The following is a 26,769-nucleotide window of genomic DNA, read 5'->3' on the forward strand; positions in this document are numbered from 1 at the left end:
CGAGACGCGGTCGGAGACCTGTTCGAGGACGAGGGCTCCGGCGGAGTCGACCACGTAGACGCACTGGCAGCCCGCGTCGGCCATGATGCGGGCCTGCTTGGCCAGCTTCTCCGGGGTGGTGGAGTGGGCCATCATGAGGAAGCCGACGGTTTCCAGGCCGAGTTCACGGGCCAGGCCGAAGTGCTGGATGGAGACATCGGCCTCGGTGCAGTGGGTGGCGATACGGCAGATGCTGCCGCCGTTGTCCTGGGAGATCTTGATGTCTTCCTTGACGCCGACACCGGGCAGCATGAGGAAGGCGATCTTGGCCTGCTTGGCCGCCTCGGCGGCGACCTTGATCAGTTCCTGCTCAGGGGTTTTCGAGAATCCGTAGTTGAACGAGGACCCGCCCAGGCCGTCACCGTGGGTCACCTCGATGACCGGAACACCCGAACCATCCAGGGCAGCAACAATATCGCGCACCTCCTCGACGGTGAACTGGTGGCGCTTGTGGTGGGAGCCGTCGCGCAGCGAGGTGTCGGTGACGCGCACGTCGAGTTCGCCCGAGAAGGGCTTCAGGATATTGCTCATGGTCGAATCTCCTTACACCCGAGCCGAGATGATCTGATCGGCCAGCACATCGCCCACGCGGGTCGCGGCGGCGGTCATGATGTCGAGGTTGCCCGCGTACGGCGGCAGGAAGTCGCCCGCGCCCTCGACCTCGACGAAGATCGAGACCTTCGCCATGCCACCGGAGACCAGCGACGGATCGTCGAACTGCGGGTCGTTGAGCAGCCGGTAGCCGGGCACGTATTCCTGGATGGACTTCTCCATGCGGAAGATGCTCTCGGAGATGGCATCCCGATCCGCCTCCTCGGGGATGGCGCAGAAGATGGTGTCGCGCATGATCATCGGGGGCTCGGCGGGGTTCAGGATGATGATCGCCTTGCCCCGCTGCGCCCCACCGATGGTCTCCACACCCTTGGAGGTCGTCTTGGTGAACTCGTCGATATTGGCGCGGGTGCCGGGACCGGCCGACACCGAGGACACCGAGGCGACGATCTCGGCGTAGGCCACCGGCACGACGCGGGAGACCGCCGCCACCATGGGAATCGTGGCCTGGCCACCGCAGGTGATCATGTTGACGTTCGGCGCGTCACGCAGCGAGTCCAGGTTCACCGGGGGGATCACGGCGGGGCCGACGGCGGCGGGGGTGAGGTCGACGGCGCGGATGCCCGCGGCCTCGTATTTCGGCGCGTAGGCGCGGTGGACGTAGGCGGAGGTGGCCTCGAACAGCAGGTCCGGCTTCTCGTCGAGCGCGAGCAGCCAATCCGCGCCCTCGGCGGAGGTCTCCAGGCCCAGCCCGGCGGCACGCTTCAGACCCTCCGACTCCGGGTCGATGCCGATCATCCAACGCGGCTCGATCTTGTCCGAGCGCAGCAGCTTGTACAGCAGGTCGGTGCTGATATTGCCGGACCCCACGATCGCGGCGGTGACTTTGCTCGTCACGGTGTACTCCTAGGGAAGATCAGCTGAAACGCAAACGGACGGAACCGAGTCCGGTGAACTCGGCGAGGAACTCGTCACCGGGGCGGGCGTCGATGGCGCGGGTGCAGGAACCGGGCAGCACGATGTCGCCCGCCTTCAACCGCACGCCGAAGCTCGCGACCTTGCGTGCCAGCCAGGCCACCGCGATCACCGGATCGCCGAGGACCGCGTCGCTGCGCCCCTCGGCGATGACCTCACCGTTGCGGGTGAGCACGGCGTCGACGGCCTTGATGTCGATGTCGCCGGGCGCGACGCGCTCCTTGCCGAGCACGAAACCGGCCGAGGAGGCGTTGTCGGAGATGGTGTCGGCCAGGCCGATCTTCCAGTCCTCGATGCGCGAATCGATCAGCTCGATCGCGGGGGCGTAGGCGACGGTGGCGGCGAGGACGTCGGCCTCGGTGCAGTCGGCACCGGGCAGGTCGGCGCCGAGCACGAAGCCGACCTCGACCTCGACGCGCGGCAGCAGGTACTTCGAGGTGTCGACGGGGACGTCCTCGAAGACCTCCATCTCGCCGAGCAGATGCCCGTAATCGGGCTCGTCGACGCCCATCATCTGCTGCATCGCCGCCGACGACAGGCCCACCTTGTGGCCGACGATCTTCGCGCCCGACTTCAGCCTGCGCTGGATGTTGAGCAACTGGATCTCATAGGCGTCGACGACGTCGATATCGGGATACCGGCCGACCAGCGGCGAGACGGCGACCCGCTCGTCCTCGGCGCGGGCCAGTTCGTCGGCGAGTTGAGTTCGTACCGCGTCGGGCAGCACGCGGACCTCCTTGGCAGCACGGGCGGGGCAGGATGTAGGCCAAAACTGTAACCGGTTGCGCACACCAGTGTCAGCCGTTCACCTGACACTACAACGAAACCAGAGGTGATTTCTATAACAAGTTCCACTTTTGCAGGGGATTCTACGAAGCCCACTGGAACGAGTTCCATTTTTGCTCGCCAAACTTCGGATCCCTTCTATAACGTGTTCTACATGAGTGATCGGGAATACGATGTGGTGGTCGTCGGTAGCGGCGCCGCCGGGATGACCGCTGCCCTCGCCGCGGCCCACAAGGGACTGAGTGTCGTGCTGCTGGAGAAGGCCGCGCACTACGGCGGGTCCACGGCCCGATCCGGCGGTGGCGTGTGGATTCCGGGCAACAAGGCGCTCAGAGCCTCCGGGCGTCCGGACGACCGCGAGGACGCGCGCACCTACCTGCACAGCATCATCGGTGACGCGGTGCCCGCCGAGAAGATCGACACCTACCTCGATCGCGGCGCCGAGGCGTTCGACTTCGTCCTCGATCACACGCCGCTGAAGATGAAGTGGGTGCCGGGCTACTCCGACTACTACCCGGAGGCGCCGGGTGGGCTGGGCGAGGGACGCTCGTGCGAGCCGACGCCGTTCAACGGCAAGGTGCTGGGCGCGGAGCTGGCGAAGCTGGAGCCCCCGTATGCCAAGGCGCCGCTGAACGTGGTCGTCATGCAGGCCGACTTCGTGCGGCTGAACCTGATCAAGCGCCATCCCAAGGGCATGATGCGGGCCATGCGGGTCGGCGCGCGCACCTACTGGGCCAAGGCCACCGGCAAGCACCTGCTGGGCATGGGTCAGGCGATCATCGCCGCCATGCGCAAGGGGCTGCTCGACGCGGGCGTTCCGGTGCTGCTCGACACCCCGCTCACCGATCTGGTGGTCACCGACGGCCGGGTCACCGGTGTGCGGGCCACCGTGGACGGGACGCCGACGACGTTCACCGCCCGCTACGGCGTTGTGCTGGGCACCGGCGGTTTCGAGCACAACGCCGATCTGCGCGCCAAGTACCAGCGACAGCCGATAACCACTGAGTGGACAACCGGGGCCGCGGCCAACACCGGCGATGGCATCGTCGCGGGTATGGCAGCGGGTGGCACGGTGGATCTCATGGAGGACGCCTGGTGGGGTCCGACGATCTTCAAGGGCGGCAAGCCGTGGTTCGCGCTGGCCGAGCGCAATCTGCCGGGCACGATCATGGTCAACGATCGCGGTGAGCGGTTCGGTAACGAGTCCGCGCCCTATGTCGAGGCGGTGCACACCATGTACGGCGGCGAGTACGGGCAGGGTCCGGGGCCCGGCGCGAACATTCCGGCCTGGCTGGTGTTCGACCAGCGCTACCGCAACCGCTACATCTTCGCCGGATTGCAGCCGGGTCAGCGGTTCCCCTCGCGCTGGCTGGAGGACGACAACATCGTCAAGGCCGACAGCATCGCCGAACTGGCCGAACGCATCGGCGTGCCCGCCGACAGCCTGACCACCACGGTCGAGCGATTCAACGGCTTCGCCATCACCGGCAAGGACGTCGACTTCGGCCGAGGTAACAGCCACTACGACCGCTACTACGGCGATCCCACCGTCAAGCCCAACCCGTGCCTGGCCGAGATCTCACAGGGCCCGTTCTACGCGGCCAAGATCGTGCCGGGCGACCTGGGCACCAAGGGCGGCCTGGTCACCGACACCTCCGGACGCGTGCTGCGCGAGGACGATTCGGTGATCGAGGGCCTCTACGCCTCGGGCAACACCAGCGCCCCGGTGATGGGCCACACCTACGCGGGCCCCGGCGCCACCATCGGCCCCGCCATCACCTTCGCCTACCTCGCGGTGCTCGACATCGCCGCCGCGAAGGCGGCCGCGGCCGCCCCGACCTCCTAGGAGCCACCCCCATGCCGATCGATCTCCAGACCGCGCTCGGCGCGGAGCTGCCCGCCAGGGAGTTCAGCTGGACGGCCACCGACGTGCAGCTCTACCACCTGGGTCTCGGCGCGGGCGCGCGCTACACCCAGGCCGCCGAACTGCGCTATCTCGCCGACGGCACGCCGCAGGTGCTGCCCACCTTCGCCACCGTCGCGCCCACCCTCGGCGAGACCGAGCCGCCGCGGGTGAGTTTCCCCGGCATCGAGATCGACCTGGCCAAGGTGGTGCACGGGCATCAGGAAATCGAGGTGCACCGGCCGATTCCGGCGGCGGGCAAGGCGACCAGCACCGGCCGGATCAGCGAGATCTGGGACAAGGGCGCCAACGCGGTGATCGTGCAGGAACACACCGTGGTCGGTTCCGACGGGGCACCGCTGTGGACGGCGCGCTCGTCGATCTTCGCCAGGGGCGAGGGCGGTTTCGGTGGTGAGCGTGGGCCCGGCGGGAAGACCGCGCTGCCCGAGCGCGCCCCCGACGCGAAGCTGCTCACCCCGACGCTGCCGCAGCAGGCCCTGCTCTACCGGCTCTGCGGTGACCGCAATCCCCTGCACTCGGACCCCGAATTCGCCAAGGGCGCCGGTTTTCCCGCGCCGATCCTGCACGGGCTGTGCACCTACGGCACCGTCTGTAAGGCCATCACCGACGCGCTGCTCGACAGCGACGCGGCCAAGGTGGCGGGATTCCGTGCCAAGTTCGCAGGAGTTCTCTACCCCGGCGAGACGCTGCACATCAAGGTCTGGCGCGAGGGCGACCAGCTCATCGGCGCGGTCACCGTCGCCGAGCGCGACGACGCGCCGGTGCTGAGCGACGTCGTCCTGCGCGTCGCCTGAGCCGGATGCCCCGGTGGCGGTGCGGAATTCGCCGTCACCGCCATCGGGGTGCCCGATCCGGTGACCGCCGGGTGTCGGTGGGTGGTGCCATCATCCGGAGATGGCACTCACACACACGGAAAAGCAAGAGTTTCTCGCGCGACCGCATGTGGCCGCACTGTCGGTCGGCCTGCCCGATCGCGGGCCGTTGACCGTCCCCATCTGGTACGCCTACGAACCCGGCGGACGGCCCTGGATCACCACGCTGCCCAGCTCGACGAAGATGGCGGCGATCACGGCGGCCGGGCGCTTCGGGCTCATGGTCGACACGGTGGAACCCGAGGTCAAGTATGTCTCGGTCGAGGGTCCGGTGGCGGAGGTCCAGACGTCCACTTCGGCCCAGATCGAGGACATGGCCGCCCGCTATCTGAGCGGTGACGCCCTGACCCAGTACCTGAAGTTCGCGCACGAGCAGCTGGGCGAGCACGTCACGGTGTGGATGCGGCCCGAGCACTGGCTGGGCGCGCTCATCGGGTAGCGGACGTCTCCGCGGCGGGGCGACGGGGGCTGAGACCGCCGACGAGCAGGGCGTAGATCAGCACGATGAGAATCGGCGCGGCCAGGGGCGCCCAGACCAGCTGGACCGGCACCAGCGCGGCGGTGGCCGCGGCGATGGTGAACAGGATGGCGCCGCCCACCGACGGGATGGTGGTCGGCACCACGCCCTCGGGCGCGTGCAGCACGGCCGCGTTGAGCAGATAGGTGGTGGCGACCAGGCCGGTGGCGGCCGCGGCGATCACGCCGATGTCGGCGAAGGCCAGCACACCGATCACCACCAGGACCGCGCCGATCGAGGCCGCGCGCCACCACCAGCTCGCGATGACCAGCGCCAGCGCGGCCAGCCCGGCGAGCGGAGTGATCAGCGCGACGGCGGCCACCAGCAGCAGACCGGCGAGCAGGGCGAGGAAACGGATCATCGGCGCACCCGGACGGTGCGGCGGTGCTGGGGCAGCAGGCGCATGGCCTGGTCGAGGCGGGTCTCCTCCGGCCAGGCGATGATGTCGACACCGACGGTGCCCATGTCGCGATACATCGAGGCGCGCTCGAGCTGCCACATCTTGGCCATGGTCGGGTCGAGTCCCTCCTCGAACGGGGTGCCGCGCAGCACGTCCACCGCGACGACCACGTGCCCGCGTTTGCGCAGGTCGATCAGCGCGAGCGCGAACTGGGTGTCGAGCAGCGTGGAGAAGGCGACGACGATCGCGCCGATCGGCACCGCCGCATGCGGGGCCAGGGTGCCGGTGGTCTCCACGTGCTCGTCACCGACGCCCAGGACGGTGTCGACGATGCGGTAGAACTGCCTGCGGCCGATATCGGGCCGCAGCCAGCGCGGCGATTCCCCCAGGCAGACCACGGCCGTGCGGTCACCGGCCTGCAACGTGGACTGGACCACCTGGGCCGCGCCGCGCACCGACAGTTCGAGCGAGGCGGTGGCCGGGCCGGGTGCCTGCTGGGAGGTGTCGACCAGGACCACCACGTCGGCGGAGCGGTTGGTGAACCGCTCGGTGACATAGAGCCTGCCGCGCCGCGCGCTCACCGGCCAGTTCACCGTGCGCAGCTGGTCGCCGGGGGCGTAGGCGCGGATGTCGGCGTATTCCACGCCGGGCCCGTGCTTGCGGGTCAGATGGGTACCGATGCGGTCGGGAAGTTCGGTGCGCGGCAGGCGCATTCGCTGGGGGTCGGCGATCGGGTACACATACAGCTTGGCCGCGGGCAGTTCGGCGGTGGCGACGGCGAGCCCGGCCGGACTCAGCGCGGAGACCTTGACCTGCACCGGATATCGACCCCAGCGCGCCGCCGAGAGCGACAACTCCACGCCCGCTGGCGCGCCGCCGGAATCGTGGGCCTCCTCGATCTCGAGGTTCAGCCCGTCCAGCGGCACGGGGGTCATCCGCAGCAGGGCGTGCCCGCTCTCGACGAAAGCCGCCGCGCTGCACCCGATCTCCTCGTTCTCGAAACAGCGCACCGTGCCGCTGCCGTCGACCTGGATGCGGGTGGGCGCCTGCTGCCACGGCGCGGTCGCGAGCACCCCGAGCATCGGGGCCGCGAAGACCACGAGCTGCCACTGACCGCGCAGCACCGCGACGACCAGCGCCGCGGCGGCACACCCGGCCAGGATGAACACCAGGGGCGCGGGCCGCCAACGCAGGTCGACCTCGACCGTCCTGGACTCGTCGCGGTGCTTCATGTGCTGGTGGCGCGGGGCACCGGTAGCCGTCGCAGCAGCTCGGTGATGACGTCCTCACCCCGGATGCGCCGCACCCACATCTCCGGCCGCAGCGTGATCCGGTGTGCCATCGCGGGCACGGCCAGCGCCTTGACGTCCTCGGGGATCACATAGTCGCGGCCCAGCAGCAGCGCCCTGGCCCGCGACATCTGCACCAGATCGAGCTCGGCGCGCGGACTGGCGCCGACCTCCACCTGCGGATGACTGCGGGTCGCCGAGGCCAGCGCGACCACGTAGTTCACGACATCGGGATGCACGGTGACGAACTCGACCGACTGACGCATCTCCATCAGCCCGTGCGCGTCGACCACCTGACCCACCTGCGGTGGGGTGGAACCGCGTTCGAGCCGACGCCGGATCATCTGCGTCTCGTCCTGCTCGGACAGGTACCCCAGCCGCAGCTGGATGGCGAACCGGTCGAGCTGAGCCTCGGGCAGCGGGTAGGTGCCCTCGTATTCGATCGGATTGTCGGTGGCCAGCACGATGAACGGCTGTGGCAGCAGGAAGGTCTCACCGTCGATGCTGACCTGTCCCTCGGCCATCGCCTCGAGCAGGGCCGCCTGGGTCTTGGGCGGGGTGCGGTTGATCTCGTCGGCGAGCAGGACATTGGTGAAGACCGGACCGCGACGGAAGTTGAACCGGCCCGAGGACATGTCGTAGATCGTCGAACCGAGCAGGTCGGCGGGCAGTAAATCGGGCGTGAACTGCACGCGGGTGAAATCCAGGCCGAGCGCGGCCGCGAAGGACCGCGCGATCAGCGTCTTGCCCAGACCTGGCAGGTCCTCGATGAGGATGTGTCCTCCGGACAGCACGGCGATCATGATGAGCTGCATCTCATCTCGCTTGCCGACCACGACTCGGCCCAGCTCACGCAGCACGGCGTCGGAGCGCTGGACGGTCACGTTCAACGGCATTGTCATCGGTGGCCTCTAACCCCTCACATCGTCTGCAATCGGCGCAGGATCTCGTCCAGCGCCTCCCTACCCGGAGCGCGACCGGTCTGGTCGCGCAGTGCCGAGTTCGCCGGATCGACCCAGCGCCACAGTTCGGGACCGAACTGCAGCTGACCGGCGGCTTCGGTGGCTCTGCGGTTCTTGGCGACACGCAGGCCGGTGGACAGTTCGAACTCCTTGGCCAGCAGCGGACGCAGGTGGCGGTCCCAGTCGGCGCGGGTGCCGTCGGCGCGGGCGGTGAGCATCTCCGCGCGCGCGTGCCAACGGCCCAGCATCTCGGCCGGGCCGTTGTCGATGTACTCGGTCAGCGGTTCCTCGCGCACCACGCGATGTCGCAGTGACCAGACCAGCAGGCCCAGCGCCACCGCCACCGGGAGGGCGACGGCCAGCAGCACGAGATCACGCTCCAGCCGCACCAGCGCGATCTCGATGACGACCACCGCCACCACCGCGGTCGCGATCACCGAAGAACGCCCCATCCCCTGATCCCCCTCGACACTCATGCTGACTCCCTCGGGCATGAGCGGGCGCCCTGCGTGGTCACGCGAGCTACCGCCTCCGGGCGCTGACCGCTCATGCCGACACCAGCCTTCTTTGCAGATCGGTGAGCACGATGCGCAGCAACTGTTCGGCGCGCATACGCTGCCATTCGAGCATCGAGTGCGGGCTGAAGCGCGCCTCCTCGAACAGAGCGACCAGCTCGCGGGCCGAAGCGTCGTGCAGCACACCGCTTTCGAAGGCGCGGGCGAGCACTTCCATCGGGGTGTCGGAGGCCTTCGGACGGGCGGCGAGGTCGCTGGACAGGCCGCGTTCCATCGCCACGTAACAGGCGATGATGGCGGTGCGCGGGTCCTGACCGGGCGCGTTCATCGCGGCCAGGCCCATCTCGGCGGCGCGGGTGAGCGAATCCACCTCGCTCGGTGTGGGTTCGGGCGCGGCGGCGGTGGGCGGCGGGATCTCTCGGCGCGCGGCCACCGCGACGACCACCAGGCCGAGCAGCGCGACGCCGATCAGCACGACCGCCAGCACCACCGCGATCAGCATCGCGGTGCCGGTGAGGTCGTGGGCGCCGGTGGTCGGGTCGGGCGCGGGCGCGTCGGTGGGGGTGGGCACCGGACCCGAGCCCTCGGGCAGCGTCTCGGAGGCGGGCCGCATCGGGCGCGCGCCCGGCAGCAGGAACAGCGCGGTGACGCCCCCGGCGAACACCAACGCCACCACCGCGATCGCGATCGGCGCCAGCACCGCCATCCGCCGCCACTGGAAGCGCGGCAGGGACTCGCGCTCGTGTTGCGGCATGGCCAGCGGCAGACGATGCTGACTGGCGATCACCCCGGCGACCAGGATGACGATGGACACCAGCAGCAGCACCGGCATCACCGCGACCAGCAGCGGATTCGGTGGGCCCGCGGCGGTGTCGCCACCGGCCTCCGGCAGATAGCCCTGCAGGGCGATGGTCGCGGCGGCTACGAGCGCGATCACGACGATCGCCCGCGGTATGGGCTGATTCACCCCGATCACAGCTGTACCACCAAACCCCAGTGCCTGCACAAAACAGCCACATAGTTACATGCCGAGTGGTTCGCTCGGGAGGAAATCGGTGCTTTTGGATTACCTCCCCTTTATTGTCCCTCCTCACTATGGGGTTTGGTGAGCGGAACAAACGATCCGCGGCAACTGCCCGAGCCTGCTGGCCGTGCGCGCGAGCTCGGCGACGGCGGGCACCCCGGCGGTCAATTCGTCCACCGGTTCGGCGGCGTGCACGGTGCACGGGATATCGGCGTCGTAGAGCACGTCGATGAGGTTGACCAGCCGCATGGCCCAGTCCGAGGGCACTTTCCGCAGCGGGGGAACCCCGCACAGCGTCCATCGTCGGAAGCGCCGGGCCAGCGCGAGATAGTCGGCGGCGCCGGTCGCGGCACCGCACAGCTGGGCGAATCCGAAAGTCACCGCCTCGCCGTCGACGGCCAGCGCGCGGACCGCGCGGCCATTGCCCAACTCGATCGTGACACCGCCCGATGCCCGCGCACCCGACTCCGCGTCGAGGACATAGGCACCGGAGACGAATCCGGTGTCGCCGTAACCGCCCAGGGTGCGGTAGTCGAGCGGGCCGTCGAGGCTCACGACGTCGAGGTGCGCGAGGATGCACTCGATGGTGGGCACGAATCGGTCGTGGAACAGCGGGTTGGGCAGCAGCTCACGGGGTGCGTAGTTGGAGGTGACCACCAGGGTGCGGCGCTGGGCGAACAGTGTGTCCAGTAGTCGCGTGACCAGCATGGCGTCGCCGATGTCGTTGACGTGGAACTCGTCGAAGCAGACCAGATCCGCGTCGGAGAGCAGGGCCGCGACGGCGCGTTCGATCGACCCGAGTTCGTGATTGGCCGCGTGCAGGGCGGCGAAGAAGCTGTGGAAGTGGAACCGGCGTTTGCGCTCGGAGCGCACGTCGGCGAGGAAGCGGTCCATCATCATCGTCTTGCCGCGTCCCGGCCTGCCGTGCAGGTAGAGGCCCCGGTGCCGTTTACGTGGTCGGCCGTGCCGGTCGAGTAGCGCCGCGAGCGCGTCACCCACCGCCACCTGGGCCGGATCGAGAATCACCGTGCTGTTCGCCATTGCCACCTCCTCCTGATCCTCTACAGTTGTAGAGGATCAGTTCACGGCCCGACCAGCGAAGGTGACGATGTCCACAGACCGGCGCGGCCAGATCGTGCGAGGCGCGATCGACCTCATCGCCACCAGCGGTATCCGCGCGCTCACCCACCGCGCCGTCGACACCCGCCTCGACCTGCCACCGGGCTCGACCTCGTACTACTTCCGCACCAGACACGCCCTGATCGCGGCCGTCGCCGACGGCATCACCGCCCGCTCCCGTGCCGATTTCGCGACGGCGCACGACCTGTCCACGGCACCGGGCGAGCCCGACCCGGCCACCGCGCGATCGACCGATCCGGTGCGGGTGGCGCAGGGCATCGGCGCCTGGCTGGCACGGTTGCTCACCGAGCGCCGCAACGAGCTGATCGCCCGGCACGCGCTGATCATCGAGGTGCGTGCCGACCCCGACCTGCACGCGCGCCTGGCGGGCAGCCTGTTCTCCCTCGACCGCGCGAGCGAGCTGTGCGCCGCACTCGGCGCCCCCGATCCGCGCCGCGCGGCGGGCGACTTCCTCGCCCTACTGGAGGGGCTGGTCTTCGACCGCTTCGCGGGGCTGCGCGCGGACCGCCCGGTCACCGCGCGCGAGCTGGCTGATCCTGTCTCACAGTTTCTGACGACCGTGAATAGTGACTATTCCCAACCCAATTCCGAATAGGGCTCACCGGAATCGAGTGCGGAAATTCCGAGGGCCGAATATTCGAGCAGATCGACCGGAAGATCGTGCACCGTAAACCACTGCAGCGCATAGCATTTTTCGGGTTCCCGATTGAAAGGCTCGCCCTGCCAGCGTTCGGTGCGGAAGAACAGCCCGAGCCGCGCGTCCCCGGTGGACGCGGTGACGTGGGCGGTGTGCACCAGCCGCAAGTCGGCCGGGACGATCTCGACGCCGACCTCCTCGGCGGCCTCGCGCGCCGCGCCCACCCGCGCGGACTCCCCCGCCTCCAGCTTGCCCGAGGGCAGATGCCAGTGATTGTCGTACTTGTCGCCGCTGCGGCGCAGGCTCAGCAGGATCTGATCTCCCCGGATCAGCAGGAGGTGGACGTCGACGACATGGCGTGGGATCACCCCGTCGAGCCTACGAGCCCGCGCGGGTGGGCGAGAATCACTCGATGGCAAGCGATCCCCACATGCTGATCCACGATCCCGAACGCCTCGCCCAGGGCGAACGAGTCCTCGGCGCCGAGTTCTCCGCGATGCACCAGCGCGTCCTCGCGGTCACCGCGCTCACCGCCCGCCTCAACGCCACGCCCTTCGACGACGAACCGGCCAAGGCCGCGCTGTTCGAACAGATCCTGGGCCGCCCGCTCCCCCCGGGCGTCACCATCTACCCGCCCTTCTACACCGACCACGGATTGAACCTGGACCTGGCCGAGCGGGTCTTCGTGAACCAGGGCTGCACGTTCCTCGACTACGCGGGCATCCGACTGGGCCGAGGCGTGATGATCGGCCCGAAGGCCACCTTCATCACCATGGGTCATCCGGTGGACCCCGAGGAGCGCCGCCGCATCCTCACCGGCGCACCGATCGACATCGCCGAGAACGTCTGGATCGGCGCGGGCGCGACCATCCTGCCCGGCGTCAGCATCGGGCGCGACGCCGTGGTCGCCGCGGGAGCCGTCGTGGCCGACGACGTACCCCCGGCGACCCTGGTGACCGGCCCCAAGGCCACGGTCAACCGCACCTGGTAGCCCGGCGCGAACACCGCTGAACCGGGGCGTGATGCTCGGCCTCCGCAACCGAGCGGTGAGCACCGGGCCAGCGGTCGGACGCCCGACAACCCGCAGCTAGGCGGTGAGGACCAGGCCTGAGGTGGGGACGCCGGTGCCCGCGGTGACGAGGATGCGTTCGAGGGTGTCGACCTGGTTGACCGAGGTGCCGCGGATCTGGCGGACGGCTTCGGCGATGCCGTTCATGCCGTGGATGTAGGCCTCGCCGAGTTGGCCACCGTGGGTGTTGAGGGGCAGTCTGCCGCCGAGTTCGATGGCGCCGTCGGCGATGAAGTCCTTGGCTTCGCCGCGTGCGCAGAAACCCAGTTCCTCGAGCTGCATGAGGACGAAGGGGGTGAAGTGGTCGTAGAGGATGGCGGCCTGCATGTCGGCGGCGGTCAGGCCGCTCTGGGCCCACAGTTGGTCACCGACGAGGCCCATTTCCGGGAGGCCGGTCATGGCGTCGCGGTAGTAGCTGGTCATCACGTACTGGTCGGCGCCGCTGCCCTGCGCGGCGGCGGCGATGATCGCCGGGCGCTGGGGCAGATCCGCGGCCCGTTCGGCGCTGGTGACGACGATGGCCACGCCGCCGTCGGATTCCTGGCAGCAGTCGAGCAGGTGCAGCGGTTCGGCGATCCAGCGGGATTGCTGGTGCTGTTCCAGCGTGATCGGCTTGCCGTGGAAGAAGGCGTTCGGGTTCACCGCCGCGTGTTTGCGGTCGGCCACCGCGACGGCGCCGAAATCGGCACTGGTGGCACCGCTGACGTGCATGTACCGGCGCGCGACCATGGCCACCTGCGCGGCCGGGGTGCCCAGCCCCTGCGGGTAGGCCCAGCCCGCGTCGATTCCCGACGAGGTGGGCGCGGCGGCCAGCGCGGGTGAGAACTGGCCGAAGCGGGCGCCGGAACGTTCGTTGAACGCGCGGTAGGCCACCACGACATCGGCGACCCCGGTCGCCACCGCCATGGCCGCCTGCTGCACGGTCGCGCAGGCCGCGCCACCGCCGTAGCCGATGTGGCTGAAGAACTTCAGGCTCGGGATGCCGACGGCCCTGGCCACGGCGGCCTGGGTGTTGGTGTCCATGGTGAAGGTGGTCAGGCCGTCGACGTCGGCGGGGGTGAGCCCGGCGTCGGCGAGTGCGGCGCTGACGGCCTCGGCGGCCAGGCGCAGTTCGCTGCGACCGGAGTCCTTGGAGAAGTCGGTGGCTCCGATGCCGACGATCGCGGCGCGGCCGGACAGACCCGGCGCCTGCGCGGTACTCATTTCGCCTCCAGTTCGGGCAGGTCGATGACGGCGGTGGCGGTGATGTGCTCGCCGAGACTGTCGCGTCCGCGCACATCGAGGGTGACCCGGGCTCCCGCGATCTCGGTGACGGTGCCCGAAAGGGTCAGCGTGTCACCGGAATACAGCGGCACGCCCAGGCGCAGCGCGATCGACTTCACCAGCGCGCGCGGCCCGGCCCAGTCGGTGACGAAGCGCTGCACCAGGCCGGTGTCGGTGAGGATGTTGACGAAGATGTCGCTGGAACCGCGCTCGACCGCCTTGTCGCGGTCGTGGTGCACGTCCTGGAAGTCCCTGGTGGCCAGGGCGGTGCTGATCACGAAGGTGGGATCGGCGTGGATCACCAGCTCCGGCAGCGTGGTACCCACCGCTAGCGCGGTGAGATCGACGGTGGAGGTCATCGTGGCGTCCTTTCCGGACGGCGGCGCACGGCGCGCGAGACGGTGCGGCGAGCTACGGGCAGGCTGGTCGAGCGCGAGGGCGGCCCCACCGGGCCGGGAGACCGGCGGCGGACGGGTAGCGGGCCCGCGTCCGCGCTCATCCGGCCGCCCGCCAGTACGGGAGCACCGTGCCGTCGGGCAGCCGTTCGAAGGCCGCCCGCACGGGTGCCCCGATGGCCACCTCGTCGGGGTCGAGCCCGCGCAGCTCGCCGAGCATGCGCACGCCCTCGTCGAGTTCGACCAGCGCGACCACGAAGGGCAGCTCGCGGCCCGGCACCTTGGGCGCGTGATGCACCACGAAACTGAACACCGTGCCCGTCCCGGCGGCGACGACGTAATCGGTGGGCTCGGCCTTGTCCTGCCAGAGCGCGGGCACCGGCGGGTGTTGCAACGTACCGTCGGGCTTACGTTGGATGCGCAGTTCGCCGAGTTCGGTACCGGCCCAGAAGAATTCGGTGTCGCGCGAGATCACCGGGCCGACCCGACCCGCCGGTGCGGCCTCGATGGCGCCGTCCGCTGACGCGGGCGCGGTCGTGCCGGGCGCGAATTTCAGGATGCGGAACAGCATCTCGGTGACCACCTCGTCACCGACCGACCAGGTGGTGGTGAAGGTGAGGAACCAGCCGTCGCCGAGCCCGGTGCGCTTGGGGCCCTTGAACTCCGAGAGCTCGCTGGAGACGGTCACCTCCTCGCCGGGACGCAGGTAGCGGTGGTAGGTCTGCTCACAGTTGGTGCCGACGACGGAGGTGAAGCCCGCGTCGTCGAGCAGCTGGGTGGCCAGGCCGAGCGGGTCGTCGGCGGCGCGCACGCCGTGCAGGCCGTTCATCGTCCACACCTGCGCCATGGCGGGCGGGGCGACGATGCCGGAGTGCCCGGCGGCCTTGGCGGCGTCCTCGTCGACGTAGATCGGGTTGGTGTCGCCGATCGCCTCGACCCAGTTGTTGATCATCGGCTGGTTCACCGGGTCACGGCCCGCGCGGGGTGCGGAGGCCCCGGCGGCGGCCAGCTTGGCGAGTGCCTCGGGGAGTTCTTCGGGGGCGATGCTGTCCGGCACGCGCGGCTCCTTACAATGCTCATCGGGGAACGCGCGGCAGTTCCAGGCCAGCGGAGGCCACCAGTTCGCGCATGATCTCGTTGACGCCGCCGCCGAAGGTGACGACGAGGTTCTGCTTGGTCCGCCGGTCCAGCCAGCCCAGCAGTTCGGCGGTGCCCGGCTCGGCCGGATCGCCGTAGCGGCCCACGATCTCCTCCACGATCCGGCCCGCCTCCTGCAGCGATTCGGTGGAGAAGATCTTGGTGGCCGAGGCGTCGGCGATCACGGTGTTCTGCGCGGCGGCCGGGTCGGCGGCGGCGACCTGCCAGTTCAGTAATTCGTTGAGCCGCACCATGGTTCGAACCCGTCCCAGCGCGCGGCGCACTTCGGGTTCGCCGAGCAGTTCGTGCGCGGCCGACCAGTCCTTCAACCGGTCGTAGAGCTGCTCGATCTTGCCCGAGGGGCCCAGGCTCACCCGCTCGTGGTTGAGCTGGGTGGTGATCAGCCGCCAGCCGCGGTTCTCCTCGCCGACCAGCATCTCCGCCGGAACCCGTACGTCGTCGAAGTAGGTGGCGTTGGTGTGGTGGGCGCCGTCGCAGGTGATGATCGGCGTCCAGGAGTAGCCGGGGTCCTCGGTGTCGACGATGAGGATCGTGATGCCGCGATGGCGCGACTCGACGGTGCCGGTGCGGCAGGCCAGCCAGACGTAGTCGGCGTCGTGGGCGCCGGTGGTGAAGATCTTCTGGCCGTTGACGACCCAGTCACCGTTGGACTCCCTGACCGCGGTGGTGCGCAGCGCGGCGAGGTCGGTGCCCGCCTCCGGCTCGGAGTAGCCGATCGCGAAATGGATGTCGCCGGAGAGGATTCCGGGCAGGAACTTCTTCTTCTGTGCCTCGGTGCCGTACTTCTGCAGGGTCGGGCCCACGGTCAGCAGGGTCACCAGCGGCAGCGGCACATCGGCGCGCACCGCCTCGTTGAAGAAGATCTGCTGTTCCATCGGGCCGAAGCCCTGGCCGCCGAATTCCTTCGGCCAGCCGACGCCGAGCCAGCCGTCACGGCCCATCCGGCGGACCACCGCGCGGTAGGCGGGGCCGTGCCGGTTGACCGCCATCTCGGCGTGTTCCTCCGGCGTGACGAGATCGGCGAAATAGGAACGCAATTCTTCGCGCAACCGCCGCTGTTCGGCGGTCAGATCGATGAACATCTTGCTCCCAGGAGGTCGAGGCGCAGCCCCGCGCCGCCGAGCAGACGGGCGAGGTCCTTGGCCTGTGAGTAGTACCGGTGCATCGGGTGGGTGATATCCACGCCCAGTCCACCGTGCAGGTGGTGGCATTGCTGCATGGCGCGCGGAACTTCGGCCGCCGCCCAGTAGGCGAGCACGTCGAGGTCCTCATCGATGCGCTGCCGATGTTCCGGCGACGCGTCGTCGTGGGCCAGTGCCCAGCACGCCGACTCCGCGGCCACGTGCAGGGTGCGCGAGACCACGTAGAGATCGGCGATCTGCTGGGCCACCGCCTGGAATTCGGCCAGCGGCCTGCCGAACTGCTCGCGGGTGCGCACGTGCTCGGCGGTGAGCGTGAGCGCGCCCTTCAGCAGGCCGTCGGCCACCGCGCCGATGGTCGCCAGCGCGTGCCGGTGCAGGCCGGGCAGCGCGTCGGGCAGCAGTTGGTCGGCCGGGATCTCGACCGCGTCGAGCACCAGTGTGGCCTCCGGAATACCGGCCGAACCGACCACCGGCACGATCTCCAGCCCCGGCGCCACCGAATCCACCAGCGCCACACCGAGATCGGTGGGCACCAGGATCCAGCGCGCCTGCTCGGCGTAGATCACACCCACCTTGCGGCCGGTGATCCGCACGGTCTCGCCGTCGCGCACCGCCCTGGTGGTGGGCGCGGTGGTGAACGGCGCGCCCGCCTCGTTGAGCGCGGCGGTGAGCACGGTGCCCTTGCCGACCTCGGCGAGCACGCGCTCGGCCAGCTCGTCGGACAGCTGCGAGAGCAGCGGCAGCACGCCGAACCCGAAGGTCGGCAGCGCGGGCACCGCGACGGCGTCGGTGGCCAGCTCCATGAGCAGCGCCGACACCTCCAGCAGACCCATGCCGTCGCCACCGAAACGCTCGGGCACGGGGACCGCGAGCAGGCCGGAGTCGATCAGGCTGGGCCACAATTCCATATCGCGCGCCCGCTCTCGTTCGAGCAGGCTCACGACCACCTCGGCTACTGCGTCGGCGCTTTCGTCGCGGGTGAAGTCCACGGCGTCCTCCCTCATCGAGCTAACTGTCCGCATCGCGCGGCAGGCCGAGAATCCGTTCGGCGGCCACGGTCAGCAGAATCTGCTCGGTCCCGCCCGCGATCGAAAGACAGCGTGTGAGCAGGAATTCTCCCAGAGCGGCACTGTCCAGGGAACCTTCTTCGCCGGAAAGTTCGAGCGCGTATTCGGCCAGGTCCTGCCGATGCCGGACGCCGACGAGCTTGCGGACGCTGGCTTGGGCGCCCGCGTCGACACCGGCCATCGTCGCGACCGCGATCCGCTGCTCCAGCAACGAACCCGCGACCGACGAGGTGATCAGCGCCCCGAAACGGTCCTCGCGCAGTTCTGTTCCCCAGCCGCCGACCGGGAAACGCGCCAGCAGCGCCTCGAGCGCGCCGCCGATGCCGCCGCCGCCCATGGCGACCCGTTCGGCCGAGAGCGTGGTGCGCGCGATCTTCCAGCCGTTGTTCAGATCGCCGACCAGGCAGTCGTCGGGCACGAACACGTCGTCGAGGAAGACCTCGCTGAAGCGGTCCTCACCGGTGATCTGCACCAGTGGGCGCACCTGCACGCCGGGGGCGCGCATGTCGACCAGGAAGTAGCTGATGCCGCGGTGTTTGGCGGCGCTCGGGTCGGTGCGGGCCAGGCAGATGCCCCAGTTGGCCAGCGAGCCCAGCGAGGTCCACACCTTCTGGCCGCGCAGCTTCCAGCCACCGTCGACCCGGTCGGCGGTGGTGCGCAGCGCGGCGAGATCGGAACCGGCGCCCGGTTCGCTGAACAGCTGGCACCAGGTGACCTCGCCGTGCAGGGTCGGCCAGACGAAGCGCTCGATCTGTTCGGGACTGCCGAAGCGCAGCAGGGTGGGCACGGCCCAGCCCGCGACCGCCAGGTCCGGGGTCTCCAGTTCGGCGCGGCGCAGTTGTTCGGCGATCTGCAGGCAGGTCATCGGGTCGGCGCCGCGGCCGTAGGGGGCGGGCCAGTGCGGCATGACCAGCCCCGCCTCGACCAGCGCACGCGGCCGCTCGGCCGGGTCCAGGGCGGCGATGGCGGCGATCTCGGCGGCCAGCGCGGAGTCGCCGGTGTCGCCGCCGAGCACGCGTTCGGCGCCGGTGGTGCGGCGCTGACCGGCGCGGGTGAGTTCGGTGACGCGGGCGCGCCACCGCGCGGAACCGCCGAGCAGCTGGCGCAGGGCGCTGGCCCGGCGCAGGTAGAAGTGCGCGTCGTGCTCCCAGGTGAAGCCGATGCCGCCGAGCACCTGGATGGCGTCCTTGGCGGTGTCGACGGCGGCGTCCAAGGCGGCCGCAGCGGCGACGGCCGCCGCGATCGGCAGCTCGGCGCCGCCTTCGTCGATCGCGGCGGCGGCGTCGGCGGCCACGGCGCGGATGAGCTCGGTGCGGCACAGCATCCAGGCGCAGATGTGCTTGATCGCCTGGAAGCTGCCGATCGGTTTGCCGAATTGTTCACGGACACGGGCGTATTCGACCGCCGTGCGCAGACACCAGCCCGCGACACCGGCCAGTTCGGCCACCGCGAGGGTGACGAACAGATCGGTGACATCGGCCTCGGGCGCGAACCCGTGTTCGGCCGGGACGGCCACCTCGGTGGCGGTGACGCGCGCCAGCGGCACGGTGTGGTCGCCGTGCGCCAGCGGGGTGACGGTCACCGCGTCGGGGGCGATCAGCAGCCAGCGGGTGCCGTCGACGGTGTTGGCGGGCACCAGGATTCGAGTCTCGACGTCGGCGCCGTAGACGAAATCCCAGGCGCCGGTGACGATCCAGCCCTCGTCATCGGTGCCGGAGGCCTTGGCGGCCTGCTCGTCGGCGGGTACCGCGACCGCGCACGGGGTGCCGTCGGCGAGCGCGCCGCCGGTGATCAGCCCGGCCAGCGCGGTGGCCAGTACCGGACCACCGACCAGGTCGGCCGCGGTCTGCTCCAGCATCACGGCCAGGTCGGCGACGGTGCCGCCGAGACCGCCATTGTCCTCGTCGAGGGCGACCGCGAACAGCCCGAACTCGGTCAGCGCGGGCCAGTAGCCGCGCCAGGCGCCCGTGCCGCCGGTCCGCATTGTTGCAATCGGCGGATGCGAACTCGCCCAGCCCCGCAGCGACTCGGCGGCGGCTTTCTGCTCGTCAGTGGTGGCGATGGTCACAAGAAAATCCGCCCTTCCGGCGTGGTTCCCACTCCTAGAACATGTTCTAATATCTGAGCCGGGTATAAGTCAAGAGACCTACACTCGGCGATGTTCCAGCGCACAGCGGCGTGCGGCACCACGACGAGAATGCACTCAGCGAAAGGGTTTCCACGATGGACAGTCCCGCCCCCACGCCCACCGTGACGACACTGTCCGAGGACGAGCTGAGTTCCAACGCGCAGCGTGAACGCCGCAAGCGCATCCTCGACGCCACCCTCGCGCTGGCCTCCAAGGGCGGCTACGACGCCGTGCAGATGCGCGCGGTCGCCGAGCGCGCCGACGTGGCCGTGGGCACCCTCTACCGCTACTTCCCGTCCAAGGTGCACCTGCTCGTTTCGGCCCTGGCCAGGGAGTTCGAGCAGTTCGAGGGCAAGCGCAGGCCCCTACCCGGCGACGGTCCGTCCGAGCGCATGCACGGCCTGCTCACCCAGATCACCCGGATGATGCAGCGCGACCCGCTGCTCACCGAGGCCATGACCCGCGCGTTCATGTTCGCCGACGCCTCCGCCGCCGCCGAGGTGGACCGGGTCGGCAAGGTGATGGACCGCGTCTTCGCCCGCGCCATGAGCGACGGCGAACCCGACGATCGTCAGCTCGCCATCGCCCGCGTCATCTCGGATGTGTGGCTGTCGAACCTGGTGGCATGGCTCACCCGGCGCGCTTCGGCGACCGATGTCACAGAACGACTCGAGCTCACCGTCGATCTGTTGCTGGGTGATCGCGGGTAAGGACGCGAACCGGCACAGCGTGCGACGGGATCGTTACAAATCGCCCACCCCTGTTGACAGGGGTGGGCGTCGCCGTTTTCAGTAGGTAGATGCATAGCCGACTCCGCATATGCAAAACAGCGCATCTACCGGGCAGCGAGCCTGCCCGTCGTCCCCACGCCACGCCCGACCAGGCGCGGACGACACACGACCCCGCGATGACCGTGCGGGATTTGCGGTGAGGTCGCGAGCACGTGCCCGCACAACCCGCCGCGCCGCCCGCGCGCCAGAATTGACCCAGTATTGTTTTTCGCGCCCCCTGATCAACTCCCCCGATCACTAGGTTGGATGCGTGAGCGCACAGGATCTGCCCTTGGATGTCCGCCGTGCACTGGCGTCGGTTGCACGCGTGCCACGGCTCTTGGTTGCTTCGGACTACGACGGGACCATCGCCCCGATCGTGTCCGACCCGGCGAAGGCCTTCCCGCAACGGGAATCGGTGAGCGCGCTACGCGCGCTGGCGGGGCTGCCCAACACCACCGCCGCGGTGATCTCCGGCCGGGCACTACGCGATCTGGCGGCGCTGTCGCGGCTGCCGGTCGAGGTGCAGCTGATCGGTAGTCACGGCTCGGAGTTCGACGTGGGCTTCGTGCACGCCATCGACAACGACGCCAGGCAGCTGCTGGCCGAGATCCAGTCGGCCTTCACCAAGATCGCCGCCGAGAACCCCGGCGTGACCGTGGAGACCAAGCCCGCCAGCGCGGCCCTGCACGTGCGCAACGCCAGCCCCGAGATCGGCAGGCGCGCACTGACTTCGGTGCGCCAGGGCCCGGCCTGCTGGGTGGGCGTGCAGGTGACCGAGGGCAAGGCGGTGATCGAACTCGCCGTCGTCCCGACCGACAAGGGCACCGCCCTGGACACCATCCGTCATCAGGAGAGCGCCTCGGCGGCGGTGTTCTTCGGCGACGACGTCACCGACGAGAAGGCCTTCCGGGTGCTGTCGGGCCCCGATGTGGGCATCAAGGTCGGCGAGGGCGAGAGCCTGGCCAAGCTGCGGGTGGACTCCACCGAGACCGTCGCGCGGGCACTGGCCTTCCTGGTCGAGGAGCGGCGCACCTGGCTGGCCGGGGCCAGCGCCCCGCGCATCGAGCGGCTGACCATGCTGGCCAGCCCGCGCTCGGTCGCGCTGCTGACGCCCGACGCCACCGTCACCTGGTTCTGCCACCCCGAGCCGGATTCGGCCGCGGTGTTCGCCCACCTGCTCGGTGGCGCGGCGGCCGGACACTTCACCATCGAGCCCGAGCGCGCCGGTCTGCCGCTGTCACAGCGGTATGTGGACGGCACGATGACCGTCGAAACCCGCTGGGCCAGTTTGCAAGTGGTCGACTACCTGCCGCACGACGTGGCGCCCGACCGCACCGATCTGACCCGCGTCATCAGCGGTGACGCCAAGGCCGTGGTGACCTTCGCGCCGCGCCCGGAGTTCGGCCAGGTGCCGGTGCGCATCGAGGCCGTGCCCGGCGGGCTGCGCGTGAGCGGCACCAACGAGCCGATGGTGCTGCGCTCCAACGGAGTCCAGTGGGAGATCATCTCCGACGGCATCTCCGAATCGGCCCGCGCGGTGGTCGACCCCTCCGGCGATCCCGTGGTGCTCGAATTGCGCTGCGGCACCGCCGATCTCACGCCGTCCATGACGCCGGAACCGCAGCGTCGCCAGCTCGCCGAGCAGTACTGGTCGCAGTGGGCGGCCGGGTTGCAGCTGCCGCCGCTGAAGCCGGATCTGATGAAGCGTTCGGCGCTGACGCTGCGCGGGCTGGTGCATCGTCCGTCCGGCTCGATCCTGGCCGCGGCCACCACCTCGCTGCCCGAGGACATCGGCGGCGTGCGCAACTGGGACTACCGCTACTGCTGGCTGCGCGACGCGTCGCTGACCGCGCAGGCGCTGGTCACCCTGGGTTCGCTGACCGAGGCCGAGGAATTCCTGGACTGGGTGCACAAGGTGCTGGCCACCCTGCCCGGCCCCGAGCGTCTGCACCCGCTGTACACGATCTACGGCGAGACGCTGCCGCCGGAAGCCGTCATCGATCTGCTGCCCGGCTACGCGGGTTCGCGGCCGGTGCGCGTGGGCAACGCGGCAAATATGCAGGTGCAGCTGGATGTGTTCGGGCCGATCGTCGACCTGATCACCACCATGGCGCACGAGCGCGAGCGTCAGGGCGCCACCTCCCCGGCCAAGGCGCTGCCCGACGCCGACTGGGAACTCGTGCACGCCATGGTCTCGGCGGTGCGGCGGCGCTGGACCGAACCCGACCACGGCATCTGGGAGATCCGCGGCAACCCGCGTCACCACGTGTACTCCAAGGTGATGGGCTGGCTGACCATCGACCGCGCGCTCACCCTGGCCGAGCGCTTCGACCGCCGTCCCGATCCGGAATGGGCCGAGCTGCGCGACGTCATCGCCGAGGAAGTGAAGGCCAAGGGCTGGAACGAGCAGGTGCAGTCCTACACCGCCGCCTACGACGGCACCGACCTCGACGCCGCCACCCTGCACATCGGCCTGAGCGGCCTGATCGACCCGGCCGACCCGCGCTTCGCGGCGACCGTCGTGGCCACCGAGGCCGAGCTGCGCAGCGGCGCCACGGTCTACCGGTACCACCACGACGACGGCCTGCCCGGCGGCGAGGGCGGCTTCCACCTCTGCGCGGCCTGGCTGGTCGAGGCCTACCTGCTGATCGGCCGCCGCTCCGACGCCGAGGCCCTGTTCGCCCAGCTCGTCGCCGCCGCGGGCCCCACCGGCCTGCTCAGCGAGGAGTACGACCCGGTCGCCGAGCGTTCCCTGGGCAACCACCCCCAGGCCTACAGCCACCTCGGCCTGCTGCGCTGCGCCCAACTCCTCAGCCAGCCTGCGAACGTGCTGGTGTAGGTGCTCTGCGTCGAAGCCGGGCTCGGTCTCGAGCCCGGCTTCGACGTTGCTTCAGCCGGACCAGCCCGGAGCCGCGGCGGCGGCCGCAACTCGAAATTTGCAGTTGTAGACCGAGATCTTGATGAGAATCAGGGTTTTCGTTGATATGCCATTGATCTGTTCCTGCGTGAGGTTCCACTTCGGGTCACTGGGCTCCGTCGTCCCTGGAGTCAGAAGGGCGACCGACGCACCACACTCATCATCGATATCCGATCGAGCACCCCGCGCCACCACAGCACTCCGCTCGGCCACACCCGGGACGTCGATTCGAGGCGGCGAAGCCGTGAGCAACATCGTTGGTATGGACACCGAGGAAAGGACATCCGGCGACGGTGCAGGTCCAACGAAATATGCTTCTGCACCGGATGTATGAGCATCGGGTATTTCCACTGTGGCTGTGCGCGTGAAACCAGCGACAGTCGCCGCGTTCACCAGATACACAGCCTCGGTAGGCCCATCGTTGGACATTTCCACCCGAACGATGACCAGAGCGGCGATCGCGCACGCCACAACACCGGAAACCAAGACCGCAATCTTGCGTCCGCGAGCGCCGAAGGCACACCGGCCGGTCACCGATAAGCCCCGGTTCCACGCAATATTCGGTCAGCCAGATCGAACGTCCCCCCAGGCTTGACCGTGCTCGCACCATGCTCGATCTCTTCGCCTGTGAACAGAGCACTACCCTCGGCAACAGATGCCGAGCGATCAACCACACCGAGCGCGTTGTAGCTGGAGCTGAGAAATTGATTCAAGGACTGACCGGCGCGGACGTCGGTAGTCGCATGCGCTGCCGAGTCGTCCGTCAGCAACTTCAAGTTGTAGGCAGTTGCCTTCAATGCCATGTCGTCGTTTCCAGCAAGGTCCCACCGCTCCTGACCGTCGAACTGCGATGGATACTTCTGCTTTACTTGATCGAACTGAATTTCCTTCATGTTCGTCAAACCGATTGAGTTTCCTACCCCGTCAGGACGACCTTCCTGCCATTCTCTCAGATCCGTGGTCTCCACCCTGAAAATGTCATACAAGGTTCCCGATCCAATTCCACCTTCCCGTGGACTATATGTCGCCGGGCCACCCGAAAGGTCCTCATAGAAGGTACTGCCGAGCCCTGAGCGAAGGGGCGCCCTTCCTGCAACGCCATCGCGAGAACCATCCGGGGGTCGACCCCCGCTTCGTTTCCGTACTGCACGGCGAGCATCGCCCAGGTTTTCATCTGCGGGCCGTACGCATCCAGTGCTTTCAGGTCGACGGCCGTCAATTTCGGCGCTGGAGTGTTCCAGGTAGACATATTTTCCAAGTCATCCATCAGGGCAATGTTGGAATTCTGGTCCCCCGTTTCCACGATCAGCGGCAACTCGCTCAACGCTTTGAGCCCAGAGAGGCTGCTCAATGCATTCGAGTCGATGAATCCTTTATTATCACCGACGGCCGAGAGTGCGGCAAACAATGTGGTGCCACGCGCCTCCGCGTCAAGGACGCTCTCAGCCTCGGATACATCAGCCGCACTCAAGTCCGCCGAAACAGCGATGTCGACCGATGAGTTCCCTACAGTTACCAATATTTGAGCATCGGGATGATCCGGAAAGGCATCCGCGGCTTTCGAAACGAGGTGATTTCGCGCATCGTCAAGATTGTCGAGATGCGCGTCGATCGCGGCGGCGAGCGCGGTCGCGACCGTGCCGATCTGCTCGGCGCCACCGCGTAGAACTATTAGCGCCTCCTGGATATCGGGCACCTCTGGCGCCTGCACACCGGTTAACGAATCGTGCACAGATTGCAGCGCGACGCCAGCGGCCGTCAACTCGTAACTGTCGGCGAATCCGCGCCACGCGCCACCGGCTGTTGCGAGTCCGTCAGCGCGACCATTCGGTGTACCTCGCCGCGAATTCACGCCTTGCCCGAGAGAATTGATTACCATCCCAGCGCCGTTGTCACCGATAGCGACCGGGATCTCAGGAAAGTTCAAGCTGCCACCGGAAGAAACGCCACTACGGATTGGATGCGTGGGCGCAGCACCCTTGTCCGGGCTCAGATCTGCGTTGTATTCGGCCACATCCCAGTTGTATCCTGCGGAGTTTAGGATTTCACCGAAGTGGCGTAGCGCCGCCGCATAGGCTTGTACGACCGTACGCAACTCGCTGGCATGCACGTAGTACGCGGTACACCACGTCACCGCTGCCGGATAGTTTCCACCCATTCCGGTAGTAGAGGTCAAAGCTGGAGCCAGATCGCGCGTAACAGCGGCGCCGACATCGTCAGCCAGTCCGGCGAGCTTGGTTGCTGCCTCGTAGTACACGCTGGCATCGACCGCCAGCGCCAAGCCAGGGGGAGCCATCAGTAACCACCGCTCAGCATGCGAGTGTTGACATCGCTCGCCGCAGCATAGTGGCCGTGCGCAGTCTTGGCTGCGGTGCTCATCTCGCGAATTCCGTCAGCAAATTCACGAGCGCCGACCACCCACTGGGCGTGGGCTACTCGATAGGCTTCGGAAGCCACGCTCTCCCAGCCGGTACCTACCAATTCAGCTACTTTGTCGTCGATAACATCCAGGTGGTCCGCGACGAAACCAGCGAGGCCAGCGAGTTTGATGACTATTTGGTCGAGGTGGTCGAGATCGACCTTGAATTCGGCTGCCACGGCCACTCCTAGAGATTCAGGCTGAAGTTTCGGAGCAGCTCGGAGTTGGACTCATCACGTCCGGAGTAGCTCGCGGCCGTCACACCGAGCTTCTCGGCCATCGTGGTGAGGGCAGCCATGATCAGCAAGCCTCCCTCGCGGGTCTCGGACCAACCGGTCGCGAAGGTTCCCGCCGCGACACCCGCCCAACTCCCGCCCGCGCAGGACTCGACTTCACGGCTGGCGACGTCAAGGGTCTGACGCAAGGTGTCGGCGAGGCCATAGACATAGTTGCCGACGTCACGGACGCTGTCGGGCACCACTGACATGGCCCCGTTCACTCCCCCTGGGGTACTCATGCTCATGATCGTATCGCCGATCGCTACCCGGCTTTCACGATAGTGGCCGAATTGACCAGCGGGGCAACAGCTTACCGGCGAGCAACTGGCCCGCCTCCGAGTCGGCGGGGCCACGGCTCTGCCGATGAGTTGATAGGGGGTCATCCGCGGCTGGTCGACCGGGGTGTCCCATCTGGGTGCGCCAGGGCCGAACTTCGAGCCTGTTCCGCGGTGTGGTTAGTGGTGAGTACCGGTGCCTGCTAATCTAAAACGGTAACGATTTCCATTATGATCTAGGGCACAGTGTCGG

The 26,769-nt window shown here is 68.5% G+C and carries 27 protein-coding genes and 1 pseudogene; 7 read left to right on the forward strand and 21 right to left on the reverse strand.

Features of this window, described 5'->3' with window-relative positions; translation table 11 throughout:
- The 3 genes and pseudogenes from QC180_RS00005 to QC180_RS00015 form a co-directional block, all read right to left on the reverse strand.
- Positions 1–570, reverse strand: a pseudogene (locus QC180_RS00005) (4-hydroxy-2-oxovalerate aldolase); the annotation flags it as partial.
- A gap of 12 nt (positions 571–582) precedes the next feature.
- Positions 583–1,488 (reverse strand): acetaldehyde dehydrogenase (acetylating), encoded by a 906-nt coding sequence (locus QC180_RS00010; protein WP_278260450.1) that lies wholly within the window; start codon positions 1,486–1,488, stop codon positions 583–585.
- 19 nt (positions 1,489–1,507) lie between these two features.
- Positions 1,508–2,293, reverse strand: coding sequence for a 2-keto-4-pentenoate hydratase (locus QC180_RS00015; RefSeq protein WP_278260451.1), 786 nt, complete (start codon positions 2,291–2,293; stop codon positions 1,508–1,510).
- Between the two features lie 213 nt (positions 2,294–2,506).
- Here QC180_RS00015 and kstD point away from each other — a divergent pair, with 213 nt between their 5' ends.
- From kstD to QC180_RS00030, 3 genes are all read left to right on the forward strand, one after another.
- On the forward strand, positions 2,507–4,198 hold the full coding sequence (kstD, locus tag QC180_RS00020) for a 3-oxosteroid 1-dehydrogenase (protein ID WP_278260452.1): 1,692 nt from the start codon (positions 2,507–2,509) through the stop codon (positions 4,196–4,198).
- An 11-nt stretch (positions 4,199–4,209) separates the two neighbouring features.
- Positions 4,210–5,070 (forward strand): MaoC/PaaZ C-terminal domain-containing protein, encoded by an 861-nt coding sequence (locus QC180_RS00025; RefSeq protein ID WP_278260453.1) that lies wholly within the window; start codon positions 4,210–4,212, stop codon positions 5,068–5,070.
- A 100-nt stretch (positions 5,071–5,170) separates the two neighbouring features.
- Positions 5,171–5,587: a pyridoxamine 5'-phosphate oxidase family protein gene (locus QC180_RS00030; protein ID WP_278260454.1), complete on the forward strand. Its 417-nt coding sequence runs from the start codon at positions 5,171–5,173 to the stop codon at positions 5,585–5,587.
- Here QC180_RS00030 and QC180_RS00035 read toward each other — a convergent pair.
- The 6 genes from QC180_RS00035 to zapE all read right to left on the reverse strand — a co-directional run bounded on the left by QC180_RS00035 (position 5,577) and on the right by zapE (position 10,896).
- Positions 5,577–6,026, reverse strand: coding sequence for a hypothetical protein (locus tag QC180_RS00035; protein WP_278260455.1), 450 nt, complete (start codon positions 6,024–6,026; stop codon positions 5,577–5,579). The genes QC180_RS00030 and QC180_RS00035 overlap by 11 nt on opposite strands.
- Positions 6,023–7,297 carry a DUF58 domain-containing protein gene (locus QC180_RS00040; protein ID WP_278260456.1) on the reverse strand — a complete coding sequence of 425 codons (1,275 nt, stop codon included), beginning with the start codon at positions 7,295–7,297 and terminating at the stop codon, positions 6,023–6,025. The genes QC180_RS00035 and QC180_RS00040 overlap by 4 nt, the downstream gene beginning before the upstream one ends.
- Positions 7,294–8,256, reverse strand: coding sequence for an AAA family ATPase (locus tag QC180_RS00045; RefSeq protein ID WP_278260457.1), 963 nt, complete (start codon positions 8,254–8,256; stop codon positions 7,294–7,296). Before QC180_RS00045 ends, QC180_RS00040 begins: the two co-directional genes overlap by 4 nt.
- Before the next feature lie 17 nt (positions 8,257–8,273).
- A complete protein-coding gene (locus QC180_RS00050) occupies positions 8,274–8,792 on the reverse strand; it encodes a hypothetical protein (protein ID WP_278260458.1) in 519 nt (172 codons plus the stop codon).
- Positions 8,793–8,862: 70 nt separating this feature from the next.
- Positions 8,863–9,768 carry a DUF4129 domain-containing protein gene (locus QC180_RS00055; protein WP_278260459.1) on the reverse strand — a complete coding sequence of 302 codons (906 nt, stop codon included), beginning with the start codon at positions 9,766–9,768 and terminating at the stop codon, positions 8,863–8,865.
- A gap of 156 nt (positions 9,769–9,924) precedes the next feature.
- Entirely contained in the window at positions 9,925–10,896 is a 972-nt protein-coding gene (zapE, locus tag QC180_RS00060) for a cell division protein ZapE (RefSeq protein WP_278260460.1), read from the reverse strand.
- 67 nt (positions 10,897–10,963) lie between these two features.
- Between zapE and QC180_RS00065 the strand changes: the two genes are divergently transcribed.
- Positions 10,964–11,590, forward strand: a complete 627-nt coding sequence (locus QC180_RS00065) for a TetR/AcrR family transcriptional regulator (protein ID WP_278260461.1) — start codon at positions 10,964–10,966, stop codon at positions 11,588–11,590.
- Here QC180_RS00065 and QC180_RS00070 read toward each other — a convergent pair.
- A complete protein-coding gene (locus QC180_RS00070; RefSeq protein ID WP_278260462.1) occupies positions 11,566–12,000 on the reverse strand; it encodes an NUDIX hydrolase in 435 nt (144 codons plus the stop codon). The two genes, QC180_RS00065 and QC180_RS00070, sit on opposite strands and share 25 nt — an antisense overlap.
- Before the next feature lie 44 nt (positions 12,001–12,044).
- Between QC180_RS00070 and QC180_RS00075 the strand changes: the two genes are divergently transcribed.
- Entirely contained in the window at positions 12,045–12,623 is a 579-nt protein-coding gene (locus tag QC180_RS00075) for a DapH/DapD/GlmU-related protein (RefSeq protein WP_278260463.1), read from the forward strand.
- 96 nt (positions 12,624–12,719) lie between these two features.
- On the opposite strand, the gene QC180_RS00080 is transcribed toward QC180_RS00075, so the two are convergent.
- From QC180_RS00080 to QC180_RS00105, 6 genes are all read right to left on the reverse strand, one after another.
- A complete protein-coding gene (locus tag QC180_RS00080) occupies positions 12,720–13,904 on the reverse strand; it encodes a lipid-transfer protein (protein ID WP_278260464.1) in 1,185 nt (394 codons plus the stop codon).
- Entirely contained in the window at positions 13,901–14,323 is a 423-nt protein-coding gene (locus QC180_RS00085) for a MaoC family dehydratase (RefSeq protein ID WP_278260465.1), read from the reverse strand. Before QC180_RS00085 ends, QC180_RS00080 begins: the two co-directional genes overlap by 4 nt.
- Before the next feature lie 136 nt (positions 14,324–14,459).
- The gene (locus tag QC180_RS00090; protein WP_278260466.1) at positions 14,460–15,416 is read right to left on the reverse strand and encodes a bifunctional MaoC family dehydratase N-terminal/OB-fold nucleic acid binding domain-containing protein; all 957 of its coding nucleotides are present in this window, start codon (positions 15,414–15,416) and stop codon (positions 14,460–14,462) included.
- Positions 15,417–15,435: 19 nt separating this feature from the next.
- On the reverse strand, positions 15,436–16,599 hold the full coding sequence (locus QC180_RS00095) for an acyl-CoA dehydrogenase family protein (RefSeq protein ID WP_278260467.1): 1,164 nt from the start codon (positions 16,597–16,599) through the stop codon (positions 15,436–15,438).
- Positions 16,584–17,663: an acyl-CoA dehydrogenase family protein gene (locus QC180_RS00100; RefSeq protein WP_278260468.1), complete on the reverse strand. Its 1,080-nt coding sequence runs from the start codon at positions 17,661–17,663 to the stop codon at positions 16,584–16,586. Before QC180_RS00100 ends, QC180_RS00095 begins: the two co-directional genes overlap by 16 nt.
- A gap of 4 nt (positions 17,664–17,667) precedes the next feature.
- A complete protein-coding gene (locus tag QC180_RS00105) occupies positions 17,668–19,794 on the reverse strand; it encodes an acyl-CoA dehydrogenase family protein (protein WP_278260469.1) in 2,127 nt (708 codons plus the stop codon).
- A gap of 155 nt (positions 19,795–19,949) precedes the next feature.
- On the opposite strand from QC180_RS00105, the gene kstR reads away from it, so the two are divergent.
- Both kstR and otsB read left to right on the forward strand, forming a co-directional pair.
- The gene (kstR, locus tag QC180_RS00110) at positions 19,950–20,564 is read left to right on the forward strand and encodes a cholesterol catabolism transcriptional regulator KstR (RefSeq protein WP_278260470.1); all 615 of its coding nucleotides are present in this window, start codon (positions 19,950–19,952) and stop codon (positions 20,562–20,564) included.
- Between the two features lie 331 nt (positions 20,565–20,895).
- A complete protein-coding gene (gene otsB / locus QC180_RS00115; RefSeq protein ID WP_278260471.1) occupies positions 20,896–23,466 on the forward strand; it encodes a trehalose-phosphatase in 2,571 nt (856 codons plus the stop codon).
- A 51-nt stretch (positions 23,467–23,517) separates the two neighbouring features.
- Here the strand turns inward: otsB and QC180_RS00120 are convergent, their stop codons facing one another.
- From QC180_RS00120 to QC180_RS00140, 5 genes are read right to left on the reverse strand one after another with little or no spacing between them, the layout of a single operon-like run.
- Positions 23,518–24,030, reverse strand: coding sequence for a hypothetical protein (locus QC180_RS00120; RefSeq protein WP_278260472.1), 513 nt, complete (start codon positions 24,028–24,030; stop codon positions 23,518–23,520).
- Between the two features lie 44 nt (positions 24,031–24,074).
- Positions 24,075–24,512 carry a hypothetical protein gene (locus tag QC180_RS00125; protein WP_278260473.1) on the reverse strand — a complete coding sequence of 146 codons (438 nt, stop codon included), beginning with the start codon at positions 24,510–24,512 and terminating at the stop codon, positions 24,075–24,077.
- Complete coding sequence (locus QC180_RS00130) at positions 24,494–25,825, reverse strand: hypothetical protein (RefSeq protein ID WP_278260474.1); 1,332 nt, start codon at positions 25,823–25,825, stop codon at positions 24,494–24,496. Before QC180_RS00130 ends, QC180_RS00125 begins: the two co-directional genes overlap by 19 nt.
- Before the next feature lie 14 nt (positions 25,826–25,839).
- The gene (locus QC180_RS00135) at positions 25,840–26,142 is read right to left on the reverse strand and encodes a WXG100 family type VII secretion target (protein ID WP_278260475.1); all 303 of its coding nucleotides are present in this window, start codon (positions 26,140–26,142) and stop codon (positions 25,840–25,842) included.
- Between the two features lie 8 nt (positions 26,143–26,150).
- Entirely contained in the window at positions 26,151–26,480 is a 330-nt protein-coding gene (locus QC180_RS00140; RefSeq protein WP_278260476.1) for a WXG100 family type VII secretion target, read from the reverse strand.
- Positions 26,481–26,769 lie beyond the last annotated feature (289 nt).

Origin of the sequence: Nocardia anocheti (assembly GCF_029675105.1) — a bacterium.
Lineage (GTDB): Bacteria > Actinomycetota > Actinomycetes > Mycobacteriales > Mycobacteriaceae > Nocardia.

What these genes read in the sequence shown, in the direction of transcription:
- kstD (WP_278260452.1), top strand. Translation starts at nt 2,507, where the DNA reads ATGAGTGATCGGGAATACGATGTGGTGGTCGTCGGTAGCGGCGCCGCC.
- QC180_RS00025 (WP_278260453.1), top strand. Translation starts at nt 4,210, where the DNA reads ATGCCGATCGATCTCCAGACCGCGCTCGGCGCGGAGCTGCCCGCCAGG.
- QC180_RS00030 (WP_278260454.1), top strand. Translation starts at nt 5,171, where the DNA reads ATGGCACTCACACACACGGAAAAGCAAGAGTTTCTCGCGCGACCGCAT.
- QC180_RS00035 (WP_278260455.1), bottom strand. Translation starts at nt 6,026, where the DNA reads ATGATCCGTTTCCTCGCCCTGCTCGCCGGTCTGCTGCTGGTGGCCGCC.
- QC180_RS00040 (WP_278260456.1), bottom strand. Translation starts at nt 7,297, where the DNA reads ATGAAGCACCGCGACGAGTCCAGGACGGTCGAGGTCGACCTGCGTTGG.
- QC180_RS00045 (WP_278260457.1), bottom strand. Translation starts at nt 8,256, where the DNA reads ATGACAATGCCGTTGAACGTGACCGTCCAGCGCTCCGACGCCGTGCTG.
- QC180_RS00050 (WP_278260458.1), bottom strand. Translation starts at nt 8,792, where the DNA reads ATGAGTGTCGAGGGGGATCAGGGGATGGGGCGTTCTTCGGTGATCGCG.
- zapE (WP_278260460.1), bottom strand. Translation starts at nt 10,896, where the DNA reads ATGGCGAACAGCACGGTGATTCTCGATCCGGCCCAGGTGGCGGTGGGT.
- QC180_RS00065 (WP_278260461.1), top strand. Translation starts at nt 10,964, where the DNA reads ATGTCCACAGACCGGCGCGGCCAGATCGTGCGAGGCGCGATCGACCTC.
- QC180_RS00075 (WP_278260463.1), top strand. Translation starts at nt 12,045, where the DNA reads ATGGCAAGCGATCCCCACATGCTGATCCACGATCCCGAACGCCTCGCC.
- QC180_RS00080 (WP_278260464.1), bottom strand. Translation starts at nt 13,904, where the DNA reads ATGAGTACCGCGCAGGCGCCGGGTCTGTCCGGCCGCGCCGCGATCGTC.
- QC180_RS00085 (WP_278260465.1), bottom strand. Translation starts at nt 14,323, where the DNA reads ATGACCTCCACCGTCGATCTCACCGCGCTAGCGGTGGGTACCACGCTG.
- QC180_RS00095 (WP_278260467.1), bottom strand. Translation starts at nt 16,599, where the DNA reads ATGTTCATCGATCTGACCGCCGAACAGCGGCGGTTGCGCGAAGAATTG.
- QC180_RS00100 (WP_278260468.1), bottom strand. Translation starts at nt 17,663, where the DNA reads ATGAGGGAGGACGCCGTGGACTTCACCCGCGACGAAAGCGCCGACGCA.
- kstR (WP_278260470.1), top strand. Translation starts at nt 19,950, where the DNA reads ATGGACAGTCCCGCCCCCACGCCCACCGTGACGACACTGTCCGAGGAC.
- QC180_RS00140 (WP_278260476.1), bottom strand. Translation starts at nt 26,480, where the DNA reads ATGAGTACCCCAGGGGGAGTGAACGGGGCCATGTCAGTGGTGCCCGAC.